This is a genomic window from Micromonospora sp. NBRC 110038 (genome assembly GCF_020884815.1).
GTDB lineage: Bacteria > Actinomycetota > Actinomycetes > Mycobacteriales > Micromonosporaceae > Micromonospora > Micromonospora haikouensis.
Window position 1 is genome coordinate 21,830 of record NZ_BBOL01000006.1, and the last position, 17,266, is coordinate 39,095.

The following is a 17,266-nucleotide window of genomic DNA, read 5'->3' on the forward strand; positions in this document are numbered from 1 at the left end:
GGGGCCGACACGCCGTACCGGTGCCGAACGCCCTGCTGACCGGTGGCGTACAGTCGGCATGGCGCGGACCTTGCGGGGCGACAGGACCGGGGTGCGCAGCGGCGCCGCGAGGGACGTCGGACGGCTCCGACGCCAGGTGGTCGTCGGGAGGGGGCAACGAGGACATGGCTGGCAACGGTGACCGTGCCGAGACCTGGACGACGGAGCTCCGCGAGCAGCAGGCCACGCTCGGGGCGGACCTCGGGCCGGCGGACCCGGCGGCCTACACGATGCGCAAGCCGATCCCCGAGCCGATGCCCACCGACCGGCACGGGCCGGCCCGGATCATCGCGATGGCCAACCAGAAGGGCGGCGTCGGCAAGACCACCACCACGATCAACCTGGGCGCGGCGCTCGCGGAATACGGCCGCAAGGTGCTGCTGGTCGACTTCGACCCGCAGGGCGCGCTCTCCGTGGGCCTCGGCGTCAACCCGCACAACCTCGACCTGTCGGTCTACAACCTGCTCATGCAGGACGACGTCACCGCCGAGGACGTCCTGATCAAGACGGACGTGGCGGGGCTGCACCTGCTGCCGGCCAACATCGACCTCTCCGCCGCCGAGATACAGCTCGTCAACGAGGTCGCCCGGGAGATGGCCCTCGCCCGGGTGCTCAGGTCGATCCGCAAGGAATACGACTACATCCTCATCGACTGCCAGCCCTCCCTCGGCCTGCTGGCGATCAACGCGCTGACCGTCGCGCACGGCGTGCTCATCCCCCTGGAGTGCGAGTTCTTCAGCCTGCGGGGCGTGGCCCTGCTGCTGGACACGATCGACAAGGTGCGCGAGCGGCTCAACTTCGACCTTGAGCTGGAGGGCATCCTCGCCACCATGTACGACAGCCGCACCACCCACTGCCGGCAGGTGCTCCAGCGGGTGGTCGAGGCGTTCGGCGACAAGGTCTACCAGACGGTGATCACCAAGACGGTGAAGTTCCCCGAGTCGACGGTGGCCGGGGCGCCCATCACCACCCTCGACCCGGCGTCGTCGGGTGCCCGCAACTACCGGCAGCTCGCCCGCGAGGTGATCGCCGCGCAGGCGGAGCGGTAGGCCGGGTGGCCCGTCGTCGGCGCGCGCGTCCCCGGCCGGGTACGCACCAGCGGTCGGCGGCCGCGCGCCGCCGGGGTGGCCTTGTTGTCGTCCGGGGCGGCCTTGTCGCCCGGGGTGACCTCGTCGTCCGGGGCGGCCTTGTCGTCGCGGTGCCCGGGGCGTGGACTACGGTCGTCCGGTGACCGCGCCGCCCCTGGACCCGCCCGCCGCACCGCCGCCCCCTGTGGCCGGTTCCGGTGGCGTGGCAGGTGGCGGTGATACTGGCGTGGCCGGTGGCGGCGGCCCGGCCGGCGACGGCGCGGGCGGGGAGTCCACCGGGTTCACCGTCCGGCTGGACAACTTCACCGGCCCGTTCGACCTGCTGCTCCAGCTCATCAGCAAGCACAAGCTGGACGTCACCGAGGTCGCCCTGCACCGGGTCACCGACGAGTTCATCGCCTACCTGCGGGCCATGGGCGACCAGTGGGACCTGGACGAGACCAGCGAGTTCCTGCTGGTCGCCGCCACCCTGCTGGACCTGAAGGCGGCGCGGCTGCTGCCCACCGCCGAGGTCGAGGACGAGGCGGACCTGGCGCTGCTGGAGGCGCGGGACCTGCTCTTCGCCCGGCTGCTGCAGTACAAGGCGTTCAAGGAGGCCGCCGCGCACATCGCCGAGCTGGAGGCGGTCGGCGGCCGGCGCTACCCCCGGGCGGTGACCCTCGAGGCCCGCTACGCCGAGGCGCTGCCCGACCTGGTGCTCGGCATCGGTCCCGAGCGGCTGCTGAAGCTGGCGGTCAGGGCGATGACGCCGAAGCCGGTGCCCGAGGTGTCCATCGCGCACGTGCACCTGGTCCGGGTCAGCGTCCGGGAACACGCCGGGATCATTGCCGAGCGGCTGCGCCGGGCCGGCGTCGCCACGTTCTCCCTGCTCTGCGCCGACTGCGAGGCCACCCTGGAGGTGGTGGCCCGGTTCCTGGCGCTGCTGGAGCTGTACCGGGAGGGCCTCGTGTCCTTCGTGCAGGAACAGGCCCTGGAGGAGTTGACCGTCCGCTGGACCGGCCCCGCCGACGGCGGCACCGAGCTGCACGTCGACGAGTACGCCGGCGCCCCGCCCGAGCCGGGCACGAGCAACGATACGGACGGCAACGGCGTGGCCGTGGACGGCGAGGCCATGGACGGCGAGGAGCAGCGCGATGAGTGACGAGGAGCGCCGGGATTCCCTGGCCGACCAGGCCGCCGCCTGGGTCCCGCCCTGGAACCGCCCCCGTCCCCCCGCCCCACCGGAACCCCCCGCCCCGCCGCCGGCCGCCCGGGAAGATCTTGGAAACGAACGGCCCACGGAGGGGCCGGATTCTTCCAAGATCTCCTTGGTGGGGGAGGCGTCGGAGGCCGCCGAGAGGGCCGACGGTGGCGAGGCCGGCGACGGTGGCCAGGCCGGGGACAACGGCACGCCCGGGGTCGAGGCGGGAAACCGGGTCGAGGCGGAAAGCCGGGACCAGGGGGAACGCGCGGGTGCCGGGGAGAGCGGGACTGCGGGGGAGCGGAAGCAGCGGGCCTCGCGGCGGCGGGCCGCTCCCGTACCCCCGCCGGCCCCCGAGCTCGACGACGCGGAACTGCGCGGGGCGCTGGAGGCCATCCTGCTGGTGGTGGACGAGCCCGTCAGCGAGCTGACCCTGGCCCAGGTCCTCGAACAGTCCCCGGAGCGCATCGGCCCGCTGCTCGACGACATCGCGGCCGGCTACACCGCCGCCGGGCACGGCTTCGAGCTGCGCCGGGCGGCTGGCGGCTGGCGGCTCTACACCCGCCCGGAATACGCCACGTACGTGGAGCGGTTCGTGCTGGACGGGCAGTCGGTCCGGCTGACCCAGGCGGCGCTGGAAACCCTCGCCGTGGTCGCGTACCGGCAGCCGGTGACCCGTTCGCGCATCTCGGCCATCCGGGGTGTCAACTGCGACGGGGTGCTCCGTACGCTGGTCTCCCGCGGGCTGGTCGAGGAGTGCGGCGCCGAACCGGACAGCGGCGCCTTCCTCTACCGGACCACCACGATGTTCCTGGAGAAGCTGGGGCTGAACTCGGTCGACGAGTTGCCCCCGCTCGCCCCGTTCCTCCCCGACAACGTAGAAGAGCTTGCCGATGCGACGCGATGACCGTGCCCCCAAGACCGACGCGCCCGTCTTCGAGGGGGCCGAACGCCTCCAGAAGGTGCTGGCCGCCGCCGGCGTGGGATCCCGCCGCGCCTGCGAAGACCTGATCTTCCGCCGCCGGGTCACCGTGAACGGCAAGGTGGCCCAGCTCGGCGACCGGGCCGACCCGACCCGCGACGTCATCTTCGTCGACGGCGAGCGCCTCCAGGCCGACACCCGGCTGGTCTACCTCGCCCTGAACAAGCCGCGCGGGGTCGTCTCCACCATGGCGGACGAGAAGGGCCGCACCGCCCTGTCCGACTTCGTCGGCCACCGGGTGGAGCAGCGGGTCTACCACGTCGGGCGGCTCGACGCCGACAGCGAGGGCCTGCTGCTGCTCACCAACGACGGCAACCTCGCCCACCGGCTCACCCACCCGTCGTACGGGGTGCCGAAGACGTACCTGTGCGAGGTGGCCGGGCCGATCCCACGCAACCTCGGCAAGCGGCTGGCCGCCGGCGTCGAGCTGGAGGACGGCCCCGTCACCGTCGACTCCTTCAAGGTGGTGGACACCCTGGGCAAGACCGCCCAGGTGGAGCTGACCCTGCACGAGGGGCGCAAGCACATCGTCCGACGCCTGCTCGCCGAGGTCGGGCACCCGGTGTCGCGCCTCGTGCGTACCTCGATCGGACCGATCCGCCTCGGCGACCTGCGCGCCGGCCGCACCCGGCGGCTCACCAACGCCGAGGTCGCCGCCCTGTTCAAGGCGGTGGGTGACTGACCCCGTAGGACGGGGTACCCCAACAGGTAGGCTTCCGTGACGTCCCGGACGGGACGCACGGTGGCGTGGGTCGCCACCGACGGCGTCGCGCGCAGCCCCTCGACGGGCCGCGGGCATGATTGACGACGACGACAAACCGCTCGCGACGGGCCGCCGGGCCCCGCGAGGCACGGGCTGAGGAGGATCACGGTGGAGGAAAACGTACGGGCCGGGCGCTGCGTGGTCGCTGTGGACGGGCCGTCCGGTTCGGGTAAGTCCACCGTTTCCCGGCGGCTCGCCGTGAGCCTCGGGGCCCGCTACCTGGACACCGGTGCGATGTACCGGGCGATCACCTGGGCCGTGCTGCGCTCCGGGGTCGACCTGACCGACGCCGAGTCGGTGGGCAAGGTCGCCGCCGAGGTCGACCTGCGCATCGGCACCGACCCCCAGGGGTACGCCGTGACCGCCGACGGCGTGACCGTCGACGCCGAGATCCGGGGCCCCGAGGTCACGGGCGCGGTCTCCGCCGTGGCCGCCGTACCGTCGGTGCGGGCCCTGCTGGTGGCCCGGCAGCGGGAGCTGATCGCGAAGGCCGGCCGGATCGTCGTCGAGGGCCGCGACATCGGTTCGGTCGTCGCCCCCGACGCGGACCTGAAGGTCTACCTGACCGCCTCCGAGGCCGCGCGCGCCCAGCGGCGCAGCGCGGAGGACGCCACCGACGTGGCCGCCACCGCCGCCGACCTGGCCCGTCGCGACCGGCTCGACTCGACCCGCAAGGCCGACCCGTTGCAGCAGGCCGCCGACGCGGTGGTGCTGGACACCACGGAGCTGGGCATCGACCAGGTCGTCGACCGGCTGCGCGCGCTGCTGACCGAGCGGGGCGTGGCGTGACCACAGACGAGGGCTGGGTGGAGCTGCGCGAGCCGGACGCGGACACCGAGGAGCCGACCGGGCCGGTGCCGGTGGTGGCCGTCGTCGGCCGTCCCAACGTCGGCAAGTCCACCCTGGTCAACCGCATCATCGGCCGGCGTCAGGCGGTCGTCGAGGACATCCCCGGGGTGACCCGGGACCGGGTCCCCTACGACGCCCAGTGGTCCGGCCGGGCGTTCACGGTCGTCGACACGGGCGGCTGGGAGCCGGACGCTAAGGACCGCGCCGCGGCGATCGCCGCGCAGGCCGAGATCGCCGTCGCCACCGCCGACGTGGTGCTGTTCGTGGTCGACGCCATGGTCGGCTCCACCGACGTGGACGAGGCCGCCGTCAAGATGCTGCGGCGTAGCGCCAAGCCGGTCATCCTGGTGGCCAACAAGGCCGACAACACCACCATCGAGATGGAGTCGACCTCGCTGTGGTCGCTCGGCCTCGGCGAGCCGCACCCGGTCTCGGCACTGCACGGCCGGGGCTCCGGCGACCTGCTCGACAGGATCCTCCAGGCGCTGCCGGAGGCCCCGACGATCGTGGAGAACCGCCCTCGCGGCCCGCGCCGGGTGGCCCTCGTCGGCCGGCCCAACGTCGGCAAGTCCAGCCTGCTCAACCGGTTCTCCGGCGAGGAGCGGGCGGTCGTGGACTCCGTCGCCGGCACCACCGTCGACCCGGTGGACAGCCTCGTCGAGATCGGCGGGGAGACCTGGCAACTGGTCGACACCGCCGGGCTGCGCAAGCGGGTCGGCAAGGCCAGCGGCACCGAGTACTACGCCAGCCTGCGCACCGCGGGGGCGATCGAGGCCGCCGAGGTGGCCGTGGTGCTGCTCGACTCCAGCGAGCCGATCAGCGAGCAGGACCAGCGGATCCTGTCCATGGTCACCGAGGCCGGTCGGGCCCTGGTCATCGCCTTCAACAAGTGGGACCTCGTCGACGGCGACCGCCGGTACTACCTGGACAAGGAGATCGAGCGCGAGCTGCGCCGCATCCCCTGGGCGCTGCGGATCAACCTGTCGGCCAAGACCGGCCGGGCGGTCGACAAGCTCGCCCCGTCGCTGCGGAAGGCCCTGGCGAGCTGGGAGACCCGGGTGCCCACGGCGCAGCTCAATTCCTGGCTGACCGCCCTGGTGCAGGCCACCCCGCACCCGGTGCGCGGCGGCCGGGCGCCGAAGATCCTCTTCGCCACCCAGGCGGGGGTCGCCCCGCCGCGGTTCGTGCTCTTCACCACCGCGCCACTGGACGCCGGCTACCAGCGGTTCGTCGAGCGCAAGCTCCGCGAGGAGTTCGGCTTCGAGGGCAGCCCGGTGGAGATCTCGGTACGCCCGCGCAAGAAGCTCGGTCCGGGCGGTCGGGGCAAGGCGCACGGCTGACGGCGCACCGCCCCCTGTTCCCCTCGGCCCTGCCTGCTTGCCGTTTTCGCTGATCCACCTGCCGCCGGGTACGCCCGGCCCCGCGTAGCGGGGCCGGGCGTCTGCCCGGTGCCTTGGTGTGCCCGTCTGTGCCTTTGTCTGGCGTGGCGTGCCGTCTACGTCTACGTCCGGCTGCTGTGCCGTCTGCGTCTTCAGCTGGCTCAACGTGCCGTTCGCGTCCTAATCCCGGGCCGGCGCGGTCCTGCCTGTCCTTCGAGCCGGGGCCGGGCTTGCGTCCCTACGTCCCCCGGGCATGCTCGGCCAGGACACCCCGCACCCCGAACGCCCCTGCTCCCGCCGGTGCCGCCAAACCCCTGCCGATGTGATCGTGGACAGTTGTCGTCGCGGATGTCGCGGATGAACGGCAACTGTCCACGTTCAGAAGGGCCGTGACGTGGCGGGCGAGAATGCGCGGCGGGTGGTGGAGGCGCGGCGGGCGGCGGAGCGCCGGGGCCCAGGCGGGAAGCATGGGCGGCCTGGCATGGTCAGGCCCAGCGAGTGGTGCCCGCCCGGCCAATCTGACACGCCCCACGGGCGCGTGGGGCCCGAGATCCGACCACCGCCCTTCGGAGAAGCTTCCCCCTATCCTCCTAGGATGCCCTGGCGGGTGTGGGTCGGCAATCGAGGGCGGGGCCGATGCGTGCGTGCGGAAGATCGTGCGTTAAGCTGTACCGGCTGTCGCAGGGAGCAAGTGCCTCGCGGGAGCATCGGGACGTGGCGCAGCTTGGTAGCGCACTTGACTGGGGGTCAAGGGGTCGTCGGTTCGAATCCGGCCGTCCCGACAGCACGTAGAGAGGCCGTCGACCGGGGCATATGCCCTGGCCAACGGCCTCTGATTCATTCTGGCCCGAACCGGCCGCTGCGCGAGATCACCGGTGATGAGCTCGGCCAGACCCTCACCCGGCTGTGGGGCACCGCCGCAGCGTCGACCTGGAACCAGCGCCGCGCCGCAGTCGGCTCGTTCCTCGCCTGGTGTGCCCGCAACGGGTACCCGGCGCCGATGCTGCCCGCCGGCGTCGAGCGCCAGCCCGAGCAGCGCGACGAAACCCGCGCCGTAGACCGCGCCGCCATCGAGCGGCTGCTGACCCGCCGGGACATCCCGCTACGGAAGAAGACTCTGTGGCGGATGCTCTACGAGACCGCTGCCCGCGCGAACGAGATCCTCGCACTGAACATCGAGAACCTGGAAGTGGACGCCCGCCGCGCCCGGATCACCGCCAAGGGTGGCGCCACCGAGTACGTGTACTGGGCCAGCGGTACGGCGCACCTGCTGCCCCGGCTCATTCGCGGTCGCGACCGCGGCCCGGTGTTCCTCTCCGAGCGCCGCCCGGGCCCGGCCCGCCGCCCCCAGGCCAAAGACCTGTGCCCGCACACCGGCCGGGCCCGACTGGGCTACGACCGGGCCCGGATCCTGCTGGACCGCTACACCTCACCCGGCGAGGGTCGGCCAGGGTGGGATCTTCACCAGCTGCGCCACTCGGCCGCCACCCACCTCGGCGAAGCCAACGTCGGCCTCCAACTGATCATGGCCAAGGGGCGGTGGCGCAACCCCCGCACCGCCATGCGCCACGTCAAGCCCGGCGGGGAAGCCGTCGCCGAGGTCACCGAACTACTCGACATCACCCCACCCCGACGCAGCTGAGCGGACCTACCCGCGTACCGCCGCGCGCCGGTGCCGGCTGCCCGGGTGTCGCCAACTGGCTAGCCAGAACGCCCGCACATCCGGCATCTGCCGACTGGTCACCCATCGGGCGATGAATCCGCTACCCCGCCCACAAGATCATCCTTAGCGCTAATTCCTGTACGGATCTTCCAACCCCGGAGGCCTGCACGCGCTCAAGGACGAAGCGGCGTGGCCAACTGGCGAGTCTGATCCGAGTCGACCGTGCCGGTCGGCGGCTGGGCCGCTGGAGTACGAGACGTGGGCCCACACGTGGCTCTCGTCGACGTCCCCGACCCGCAGGCGTCGGCCGACGCTCTTGTCCCGACCGATCTCGCCGACTCGGGGTCGCGCCGCCGACGTTCGGGCGTTCCCGGATCCAGACCTGCTCATGCCCTGGTGATTCCCCGGCACGCCGACGAGGCGAATCAGCTCTTCGAGCTGGAGAGCCGGTTCGCCAAGCGGGACCCGTTCCCGGCGGACCCGGGCCGCGACACCGAGGCCAAGATGGTGGAGTTCCTCCGGGTGACCCGGAACATGCCGCACAAGCCGCTGGTGATCACCCACCACACCTCCCGCTCGGCGACCGAGCTCGGGGTGTACGGGCAGGATCTCCCGCACGAGTTCCGCAACGGCAACGATGCGGCCCCGGACGTGTACGTCGGTTTCGAGTGCGCCCCGGGCCACCAGGCGGGCCCGCTCAACGGCAGCGCGCGGGGCGGTTACGGCAACCACCCCACCTACGGCGGCTACGACCAGGCGACCGCCCGGGTCGGCGGGCTGTGGGACGCGCTGCTCGGCGAGGGGCGGCGCTGGTGGATCACCGCGATCTCCGACTCGCACGTGCACTGGACCCGGGGCGGCAGCGACTTCTGGCCGGGTGAGTACAGCAAGACCTACGTGCTGGCCCGCCAGGAGTATCACGACATCATGGACGGGCTGCGGCACGGGCGGATCTTCGTCACCACCGGTGACCTGATCACCCGGCTCGACGTCACCGCCAGCGGCCAGGGGCGCGCGGCCGGGGCGGGCGAGATCATCACCGTCAGCCGCCGTGACCGCACCGACGTGGACGTCGAGATCAGGTTCCGGCCGCCGGCCGGCACGAACGCCAACGGGGACCGGCCGCAGGTCCGCCGGGTGGACCTGATGTCGGCCGGGTGACCGGCCCGAGCGCCGACCGGGACGCCGACACCAACCCGACCACCGCCGTGGTGGCCCGCTTCGGTCCGCGCGACTGGCGGCAGCAGGGTGCCCAGTACGTCATCCGGCACACCCTGCGCGACGTCGGGGCCGACAGCTACCTGCGGGTACGTGGCACCAGCACCGACGAGGCCGAGCCGCTGGCCGACGGGCTGGAGAGCCCGTGGAGCGATCTGTGGGGTTTACTCCAACCCGGTGTTCGTCCGGGTGCGTTGACCGACCGGTCCCGGCCCGCCGTCGGTGGGCCGGGACCGCCGGCACCGGGAAGCCGGGTCCACGGTGGACGCGCAAACTCGTCACCAAACGCCCACATTAGGCCGGGTGTGGGGCAGTTGACGGATCGTGTACCGGCCGCCGGTTGTGAATCTTGACCACCCGAAAGCGCAGGTCATACGCTCCGGGCACCCTTGATTCATTTCCCGGGAAGGGAAACGGGACACCCATGCGAACTGCCCCACTCCGCTCCACATTGCATTCCCGTAAACGGCTGGCGAGCGCCACCGCAATCGTACTACTGGCCGGAATGACCCCTCTGGTGGTCGGCCCCTCGGCCGCCGCCGCGCCCCCGACAACCTGTAGTACCGATCCCACCGACCGGTTGGCCTCGGTGCCCAGCCCGGAGAGCTACCTCGGCTTCCCGCTCGGCACCGGCCAGGAACGGGTCGTCACCAACGAGGAGGTGCGGGGCTACCTCGACGCCGTGGACACCGCCTCCAAGCGGGTCGTCACCGGCGTGATGGGCACCAGCGTGCTCGGCCAGCCGCTGCCGTACGCGATCGTGTCGAACGAGCGCAACGTGCGGCCGGCCGTGCTCAAGGGCATCGCCGAGGACGTCCGCTCGCTGCGCGACCCCCGGGTGGTCAACCAGCAGCGGGCCGGGGAGATCGCCGAGGCGGCGCCGGCGATCGTCTGGGTCACCGCCAACGTGCACGGCGGCGAGAAGAGCGGCACCGACGCCGCCCTCAAGACGCTGTACGAGCTGGCCGCCGGGCTCTCCTGCGAGGTCCAGCAGCGCAACGACAACCTGATCACGATCATCGTGCCGACGCAGAACCCGGACGGCCGCGACGCCAGCCGCCGGCAGAACGAGTACGGCTTCGACATGAACCGGGACTGGTTCGCCCGGACCCAGCAGGAGACCGACGGCAAGCTCGAACTGATGCGCAGGTATCCGCCGCAGGTCTTCATCGACGCGCACGAGATGGGCGGCAGGCAGTACTTCTTTCCGCCCAACGCCGACCCGATCCACCACGAGATCGCCGGCGAGGCGGTCGACTGGATCAACCGGATCGGTGAGGCCAACAAGGCCGGCTTCGGCTACAACGGCGCGTGCGGCGGCGCGGTGACCACCGAGTGCTACTTCAACTACTCCACCTACGACCTGTTCTTCATGGGGTACGGCGACACGGTACCGGCCGCCGGCTTCGGTGCCGCCGGCATGACCTTCGAGAAGGGCAGTTCGTCGGCGGTGGCCGACCGGGTGCAGCAGCAGTTCCACACCCAGTGGTCGACGCTGGGTTGGGCGGCGACGCACAAGCAGGAGGTGCTCAACGGCTGGTTCAAGGTCTGGAAGGACGCCCTCGCCCAGGGGCGGGCCGGCACGCTGGAGCCCAACGAGGTGGTCCAGCCGACCAACACCGTCCAGTTCCCGGTGCCGAACCAGACCATCCGGTCGTACTTCCTCCTGCCCGACCGGCAGCTCGCCGACGCCCGCCAGCTCGTCGAGCGGCTGCGCCGGATGGACGTGGAGGTCTACCAGGTCCGCAAGGCCGTCAAGCTGCCCACCGCGAAGCTCTTCGGTGGCCGGTCGGCGACCAACCTGACCGTGCCGGTCGGGTCGTACTGGATCCCGATGAACCAGCCGCAGAAGCACTGGATCCAGGCGATCATGGGTGAGGACCCGTACACGCCGTTCCCGTACTTCTACGACGTGTCGTCGTGGAGCAACCCGCTGCTGATGGGCGTGAACGCCGTCTACACCGGCGCGGACGTCAAGCCCAACGCGGAGCTGATCGACAAGATCCAGAACACCGGTGGCGGCAAGATCCTGGCCGCGCCGCCGTTGAAGGGCTCCTACACCTACGAGCTGGACTCCGCCGCCGCGGCCGAGTTCACCTTCACCCTGCTGGGCCGGGGCGTGAACCTGGTCCGGGACCTCGACAACGGCCAGGTGGGGATGCCGGCCGGCGCGTTGACGCCGGAGCTGAACACCACGGCCAAGAAGTTGGGGGTGACCCTCACCCCGTACACCACGGCGGCCGTCGGCACCCCGATCAGCCGGCCGGACGTCGGCCTGTTCCAGGGCACCGGCATCTCCACCACCTCCGGCTCGCACGGCGAGGCCCGGTACGTGCTGGGTAAGCGGTGGGGCCTGGACCTCACCCCGGTCACCACCGCCGACATCAACGACAACACCCCCGCCTTCACCGGCCGGACGGTGCTGCTGGTGCCGGACGGCAGCAACGCGACAGGTGGGCTGACCGCGACCGGGCAGGCCAACCTGCGCAACTGGATCGCCCAGGGCCACACCTACCTGGGCCTGCGCAACGAGGGCACCCGGATGGCCCGCGCCGCCGGTCTCACCTCGACCACCGAGAAGCCGAAGCCGACCGGCTACACGGTGATCGGCTCGCACCTGCGGGTCGACGTGGACGCCGACAGCCCGGTCGGGCTGGGCCGGCCGGCGGAGGACTTCGAGTTCAACAACAACGACCCGATCCTCACCCCGAGCAGCACCGGCCGCAACGTGCTGCGCTACCCGAGCGGGGACACCTTCTGGGCCAACGGTTACACGGTGCAGGGTGACGCGCTCAAGGGCACGGTCGCGGTGGTGGACGAGCCGACCGGCGCCGGTCGGGCGGTGCTGTTCGCGTTCAACCCGCTGTTCCGGGCGTACAACGAGAGTGGCCTGCACCTGGTGGCCAACGCGCTGCTGTACCCGAGCAGCGGCACGGCGGCCCGGACCGCCTCGCCGGTCCGGGTCGACCCGGACCGCGCCGCCGCGGCGGCCACCCCGGTCGCCGAGAACCTCGGCGGCGAGTGGCGGCCGTTCACCATCCAGGTGGCGGCCGGCGACCTGGCCCGCACCGAGGCGGTCGTCGACCGGTACACCGACACCGCGCGGGTCTCGGTGGCACACGGCTCGGCGTACCTGGTGATCCCGAACCCGGAGGGTCTCCAGATCGACGAGCACCCGTTCCTGGGTGACCTGGTGCGGACCCTGCGGGCCGAACAGATCCCGCTGCGCTCCGTGGTGGGCTGACACCGGCGGGTGGGGGCGGCACCTGCGGGTGCCGCCCCCACCCACCCCGCGCGGAGCCGGGCGGGCCGCGTCGGCTAGGAACGGTGCATGCCCCGCTACCTGCTGTTTCCCGGCTGACATCACCTGCTGACCCGGTTCCAGGCCGACTATCTGCACCGGCTCGCCACCGCCGGTCACCACGACGCGCCGGACGGCGACCACGCCACCCCCGACGGCGGGCCGACCGCCACCTCCGGCGACGAGGAGACGGTGGTCTGGGCGGTCACCTCGGCCAACCACGAGAACACCCGCCGCAACCCGGTCCCCTACCACCGGCGGGAGGCGGTGATCGAACGGTTCAGCGTGCTGGCCGGGCTGCGCTCGGTGGTGGTGCCGGTCTTCGACACCGCCGAGACCGACCGGTGCGCCGAGGTGACCCTGAAGAACGTGGCGGCCACCGCCGGTCTGGAGCTGACCCCGGCGGACACCGTGGTCGCCTGTTCGACCCCGCAGGTCGCCGCGATGTACGCCCGACTGGGGTTCCCGATCGCCGGGGTGGAGGCCGACGTCGACCCACCTCCCGCCCGCCCGTGGGACGTGCTGCTGCGGCTGGCCGCCGACGACCCGACCTGGCGGGAGCTGGCCCACCCGGCGACCCTCGACGTCTACGCCCGCTACCGGCTCGACGACCTGGTCCGTGCGGTGGTGTCAGCCACTGCACCCCAACACCCCCGCCGCGCTGGTCCACTCCCTCGGCGTCCCGACCACCGCCGGCCGCGCCGCCGCGATCCGCCAGCACGTCCTCGACATGCCCGTCGCGACGGCGCTCGGCTACCACCATGCCACCACCGCCCGTCTCGCCACCGAGGCCGGCACCACCTGGTCCAGCTACGCCCCGGGCAACCACGGACAGTGAGAGCCATGACCATCCGACGGTGTTTTCACGACGAACTGGCGACGGTTGAATAGGCGGTCTTACCAGTCTCGACCCCGGCCCCCACGCGCGCGCCTCCTGGTCGTGTCCATCGACGGGGCCCATCCGGCGCGGCCGGGGTGTGCAGCGACAGCGGAACGCCTCCGGCCGCGCGTCCCTGTCGACCGGCACGAGCGGCCCGACCGGGCCGCCTTGAGAATGTGCAGAAAGTCTGAACCACTTCTGAGCCTGACTCCGGGTGCCCAGGCGCAGTGCCGTACCCGGGCCGTCTGGTGGGCCGCTACCCGGGTGGGGTGTCGTCAAAATGGGCGAACCGAGCCGGGAGGATGTTGAGCGCGTCGGTGGGCAGTCGGTAAGGGCGCTGGTCAACTGGTCCACAAGGATCGTCGCGTCGTCGGTCCACTTGGCGTACGCGTCGGGGTAGGCCGAGACTTGGACCGTCTGGGCGGCCTGGGTGAGTGGCATCGATTCCCAGCCGGGGACGGTCAGGAGCTTGTCGAAGAACTTTCCTGCTTGGTAGCTGGGCTCTGAGAAGCAGCGTGGCTACGCAAGCACCAGCTGGCCGAGTTCCTGGGTGCAGCGGGTGAGTGCCACGTAGAGGCCGTTCCAGCCGCGTGGTTCGGCGGTGATGCCGTCGGGGTCGACGAGGAGGGTCGCGTCCCATTCGAGGCCCTTGGACTGGGCCGCGGACAGCACCGGCCCGTCGTCACCCACCGCGGCCTGCAGTTCGGCGATGCGACCGACCGGCGCGATGACGCCGACCGTGCCACCGTGCCATCGCTCGCGCAACTCGCGCACGGCTTCGGCGACCGCGTCGCTGAGCTCGGCGGGCGTCACCATGCGCTCCCAGGGCGAGATGCCGGAGGCGCGTACGGCCCGGGGCGGCGCATTGTGGCTGCCGGCTCGCCGCAGGACCGGTGCGGTGAGCTCCATGACCTCGCGTGGCGTCCGGTAGCAGATGGTGAGCTCCGCGGGGGTCCAGCGGTCGCCGAGAACGGCCTGTACCGCCTGGGCCCAGCTGGTGTGCCGGTGCGCCGCCTCCGCCTGGTCGATGTCGCCGACCGCAGTGATGGAGCGGCTGGGACACCGCCGCACGACCATGTGCCATTGCATCTCGGACAGCTCCTGCGCCTCGTCGACGGCGACGTGGCCGTACACCCAGCCGCGCTGCCGGCGGGCGCGGTCGGCGACGAACTCGCCCTCTTGCTGCGGGGCGTCGCTGTCGCCGAGCAGGTCGGCGACAGCGTCGAGCAGGGGGATGTCGCTCGACGCCCACGGCGCGGGCTCGGCCACGACGGCGGCGATCTCCGCCGCGGACAGCCGCGGGGCGAACCGGGCCACCAGGTCACCGTCGGCCAGGAGGTCGCGCAGCAGGGTCTCGGCGTCCAGGGTGGGCCACCAGGCCTCGACGAACCGGGCGATGGCCGCGTTCTCCGCGATGCGCCGGCGAAGGTCATCCACCTCCTCATCGGAGAACAGGCCGTCGACGTCGCTGCCGGCGGCGGCATCGGGGTCGTAGTGCATGCTCCGGTCGACGCGGGCCAGGATGTCCTCGAAGCCCTCCTCCATCTCGTTCATCAGCGCCTCACGCTGCTCGACGACGGCATCGGCCAGGATGCGGTGCAGCTGCTCGGCGAAGACCCGGCGAGCCGGATGGTACGGCCGTCTGCGCACCGCGCCGAGCGCCTGTGCCACCGTCGCGGCGGGAATGACGTAGAACTCGCCCTCCCAGCGCAGCTTGAGGTCGCGGGCCCGGGGCAGTAGCGACGCGACATAGTCCTCGAGCGCGGGCTGCCAGAGGGCGCGGCCCTTGATCTCGGCGAGCGCCCGGCTCTCGTCGCGGCCCACGCTGATCCCGGGCAGCAGGGTGTCGCAGGTCGCCGGGACGACAGCTGTCTCACCGAGCGCGGGCAGCACCTGGCCGATGTATTCCAGGAACCGCGGGGAGGGGCCGAGGACCAGGACCGCCTGCTCGGCCATCGTCGGGTGGGCGAAGAGCAGGTAGGCGACGCGGTGCAGGGCCACCACGGTCTTGCCGGTGCCGGGACCGCCCTGCACGATCAGCGGGCCGCTCGCCTCGGCCCGGATGATGTCGTCCTGCTCGCGTTGCAGCGTGGAGATCGCCGTGGACATGCGGCCGGTGCGCCGCTGGTCCAGGGCCGCCAGGAGGGCGCCCTCGCCGACGAGATCCGTCGTGATGGCCCCGTCGAGCGGCTCGTCGTCCACGCCGACGACGGCCGATCCCGTCGTACGGATGTGCCGGCGCCGGGCCTGACCTTGCGGGTCGACGGCGGTCGCGGTGTAGAACGGCCGCGCCGCCGGGGCGCGCCAGTCCACCAGCAGTGGCTCGTCGTCCTCGCTGCCCTCGTCGTCGCGGAGGCCGACCCGGCCGATGTGCCGCACGGTGCCGTCCAGCCCGTCTAGGCGGCCGAAGACCAGCCCTTCGGTTGCTCGGCGCAGATCCTCGTACTGCTGGCGGAGCAAGCGCAGCCGCGCCTGCTCCAGCGCGTCCAGAGCCTTCACCGAGAGCCCGGCCAGCAGGTGGTCGGCAAGCTTGTCGCGCCGGGCCGTGGCCTGGTCGAGAAACTCCTGTTCCTCGGCGATCGCGGCGGACGCCGTGCCGTTGTCCAGAGCAGAAATCCGGCGCATTCGCGAATCCTCGTATTGGCATCGGATCGTAGGTATTTCGCGGCCAGCATAGGGGCAGTTTTCCTGGACCGCCCATGCTCACTACCGGCGGAGACAAGAGTCTCACTGCCTTGCGATTGGCGCCTGGTTGTGGCCTCGACAATGGTGGGAGCACCGAACGGCTACCCCGATCGAGCGGCCGTTGTAGCCACTCGATCGATCTATCTATAACGTGAATCATCTGTCGAAGATTGAGCCGTCCAATCGCTATTGCCGGCGACAGCAAAGGAAGGGCCCATGAGCGTGCCCGAGCACTGGTGGAGTGCGAGTAGGAGTTACGTCGCGGAGGAGTTCTCCTGGAGCGGCCTGGCCGGCACGATGATCGAGGGTGGTCTCGACGGTGCCGCGTCCGCTGGTCTCGGGCGACTCGGGGGAGCGTTCGGGACCCGGGCGCTCGGCGGCGCCGCCGGCCGGCTGCCGAGCCTGGGCAGCCGGATGCCTGGCGGCAGCGCGGTGAAGGCCGGTGGCGGCTCCTCGGCCCGCGCCGCAGCGACCAAGAGCGGCGGAGGTCGGGGCGGGAGCGGTGGCGGTGGTTCGTCGGTGCGTACGGTCGACCGGTCCTCGGGTGGCGGCTCGCCGCAGGCGGGGTCGGGCCGCCGGCAGGAGAACTGCCACAGCTGCGACCCTTCGACCCGGGTCCTGGTCGAACGCCGGGCGCGGCGACGAGCCGGATGGCGGCGAGCGTGGCATCGCCGGACGAGGCTGGGTGACGCCGTCCGAGAACCGGACGGTCGCGAACCGCGTAGTCGCGCATCTGGTTCTACTCTGCTGGCACGGCCTGGTGATTGCCGCCTATCTCGCCGTCCTGGACCGGCAGTCGTCGCTGCGGGGGCCGTCGTACGGCAACTCGCCGTGGGAGGACATGGTGATCCTCGGCGTCTACAGCGCGTCGGTGTTCCTCGGTACCCTGCTGGCTGGGCTGTTCTGGCTCTGGAGTCTCCTGGCGGGAGACCGGATCAGGTCGGCCGTGGTGCTCGGCACCGCCGCCACGTCGCCGACGTTCCTGCTCGTGGCGGTGGCCACGCTAGTGCACCTCTGGTGAGGATTGTTCCCACCCGATCGGCATCCAACGATGCTGCAGTTCGGCAGAAGGCCCACCTCGACTCCGTCGCGGAGCCTCACGCCCCGCCCGGTGGCAGTTCCGGCCGACGGCGGGCTCCTCGACCGGGGTGGTGACGGCCCAGCCGGAAGCGCCCATGCTGTCGTGCACGCGGCCAGGTCTGGTTTCGGCGGGCGTGGTCGTCCAGCGGATCGACCCGG

13 protein-coding genes and 1 tRNA gene are annotated in these 17,266 nt (G+C 71.8%); 13 read left to right on the forward strand and 1 reads right to left on the reverse strand.

The features are described 5' to 3' along the window. Positions 1-164: 164 nt before the first annotated feature. The 12 genes from LPU61_RS21360 (at position 165) to LPU61_RS21415 (ending at position 13,353) form a co-directional block, all read left to right on the forward strand. A complete protein-coding gene (locus LPU61_RS21360; RefSeq protein WP_043968099.1) occupies positions 165-1,088 on the forward strand; it encodes a ParA family protein in 924 nt (307 codons plus the stop codon). A gap of 178 nt (positions 1,089-1,266) precedes the next feature. Beyond that, positions 1,267-2,268, forward strand: coding sequence for a ScpA family protein (locus LPU61_RS21365; protein ID WP_374199705.1), 1,002 nt, complete (start codon positions 1,267-1,269; stop codon positions 2,266-2,268). Then, a complete protein-coding gene (scpB, locus tag LPU61_RS21370; protein WP_229405863.1) occupies positions 2,261-3,214 on the forward strand; it encodes an SMC-Scp complex subunit ScpB in 954 nt (317 codons plus the stop codon). The genes LPU61_RS21365 and scpB overlap by 8 nt, the downstream gene beginning before the upstream one ends. Continuing rightward, positions 3,201-3,971, forward strand: coding sequence for a pseudouridine synthase (locus LPU61_RS21375; RefSeq protein ID WP_043968101.1), 771 nt, complete (start codon positions 3,201-3,203; stop codon positions 3,969-3,971). Before scpB ends, LPU61_RS21375 begins: the two co-directional genes overlap by 14 nt. Positions 3,972-4,160: 189 nt before the next feature. Beyond that, positions 4,161-4,841 carry a (d)CMP kinase gene (gene cmk / locus LPU61_RS21380; protein ID WP_229405864.1) on the forward strand — a complete coding sequence of 227 codons (681 nt, stop codon included), beginning with the start codon at positions 4,161-4,163 and terminating at the stop codon, positions 4,839-4,841. Continuing rightward, the gene (gene der / locus LPU61_RS21385; RefSeq protein ID WP_043968105.1) at positions 4,838-6,241 is read left to right on the forward strand and encodes a ribosome biogenesis GTPase Der; all 1,404 of its coding nucleotides are present in this window, start codon (positions 4,838-4,840) and stop codon (positions 6,239-6,241) included. The genes cmk and der overlap by 4 nt, the downstream gene beginning before the upstream one ends. Positions 6,242-6,988: 747 nt before the next feature. Next, positions 6,989-7,062, forward strand: a tRNA-Pro gene (locus LPU61_RS21390). Positions 7,063-7,280: 218 nt separating this feature from the next. After that, positions 7,281-7,922 (forward strand): site-specific integrase, encoded by a 642-nt coding sequence (locus LPU61_RS21395; protein ID WP_229405865.1) that lies wholly within the window; start codon positions 7,281-7,283, stop codon positions 7,920-7,922. A gap of 417 nt (positions 7,923-8,339) precedes the next feature. Then, on the forward strand, positions 8,340-9,104 hold the full coding sequence (locus tag LPU61_RS21400) for a hypothetical protein (RefSeq protein WP_229405866.1): 765 nt from the start codon (positions 8,340-8,342) through the stop codon (positions 9,102-9,104). Next, entirely contained in the window at positions 9,101-9,514 is a 414-nt protein-coding gene (locus LPU61_RS21405) for a hypothetical protein (RefSeq protein WP_229405867.1), read from the forward strand. Before LPU61_RS21400 ends, LPU61_RS21405 begins: the two co-directional genes overlap by 4 nt. 152 nt (positions 9,515-9,666) lie before the next feature. Continuing rightward, on the forward strand, positions 9,667-12,405 hold the full coding sequence (locus LPU61_RS21410; RefSeq protein WP_229405868.1) for a M14 family zinc carboxypeptidase: 2,739 nt from the start codon (positions 9,667-9,669) through the stop codon (positions 12,403-12,405). A gap of 249 nt (positions 12,406-12,654) precedes the next feature. After that, positions 12,655-13,353, forward strand: coding sequence for a hypothetical protein (locus LPU61_RS21415; protein WP_229405869.1), 699 nt, complete (start codon positions 12,655-12,657; stop codon positions 13,351-13,353). Between the two features lie 508 nt (positions 13,354-13,861). On the opposite strand, the gene LPU61_RS21425 is transcribed toward LPU61_RS21415, so the two are convergent. Continuing rightward, positions 13,862-15,967: a UvrD-helicase domain-containing protein gene (locus tag LPU61_RS21425; protein ID WP_229405870.1), complete on the reverse strand. Its 2,106-nt coding sequence runs from the start codon at positions 15,965-15,967 to the stop codon at positions 13,862-13,864. 820 nt (positions 15,968-16,787) lie between these two features. Here LPU61_RS21425 and LPU61_RS21430 point away from each other — a divergent pair. Next, the gene (locus tag LPU61_RS21430) at positions 16,788-17,048 is read left to right on the forward strand and encodes a hypothetical protein (RefSeq protein WP_229405871.1); all 261 of its coding nucleotides are present in this window, start codon (positions 16,788-16,790) and stop codon (positions 17,046-17,048) included. Positions 17,049-17,266: the final 218 nt, after the last annotated feature.

Excerpts from the sequence above, each read along its gene's own strand:
- LPU61_RS21360 (WP_043968099.1), top strand. The coding sequence starts at position 165 with ATGGCTGGCAACGGTGACCGTGCCGAGACCTGGACGACGGAGCTCCGC.
- scpB (WP_229405863.1), top strand. The coding sequence starts at position 2,261 with ATGAGTGACGAGGAGCGCCGGGATTCCCTGGCCGACCAGGCCGCCGCC.
- LPU61_RS21375 (WP_043968101.1), top strand. The coding sequence starts at position 3,201 with ATGCGACGCGATGACCGTGCCCCCAAGACCGACGCGCCCGTCTTCGAG.
- LPU61_RS21395 (WP_229405865.1), top strand. The coding sequence starts at position 7,281 with ATGCTGCCCGCCGGCGTCGAGCGCCAGCCCGAGCAGCGCGACGAAACC.
- LPU61_RS21410 (WP_229405868.1), top strand. The coding sequence starts at position 9,667 with ATGACCCCTCTGGTGGTCGGCCCCTCGGCCGCCGCCGCGCCCCCGACA.
- LPU61_RS21425 (WP_229405870.1), bottom strand. The coding sequence starts at position 15,967 with ATGCGCCGGATTTCTGCTCTGGACAACGGCACGGCGTCCGCCGCGATC.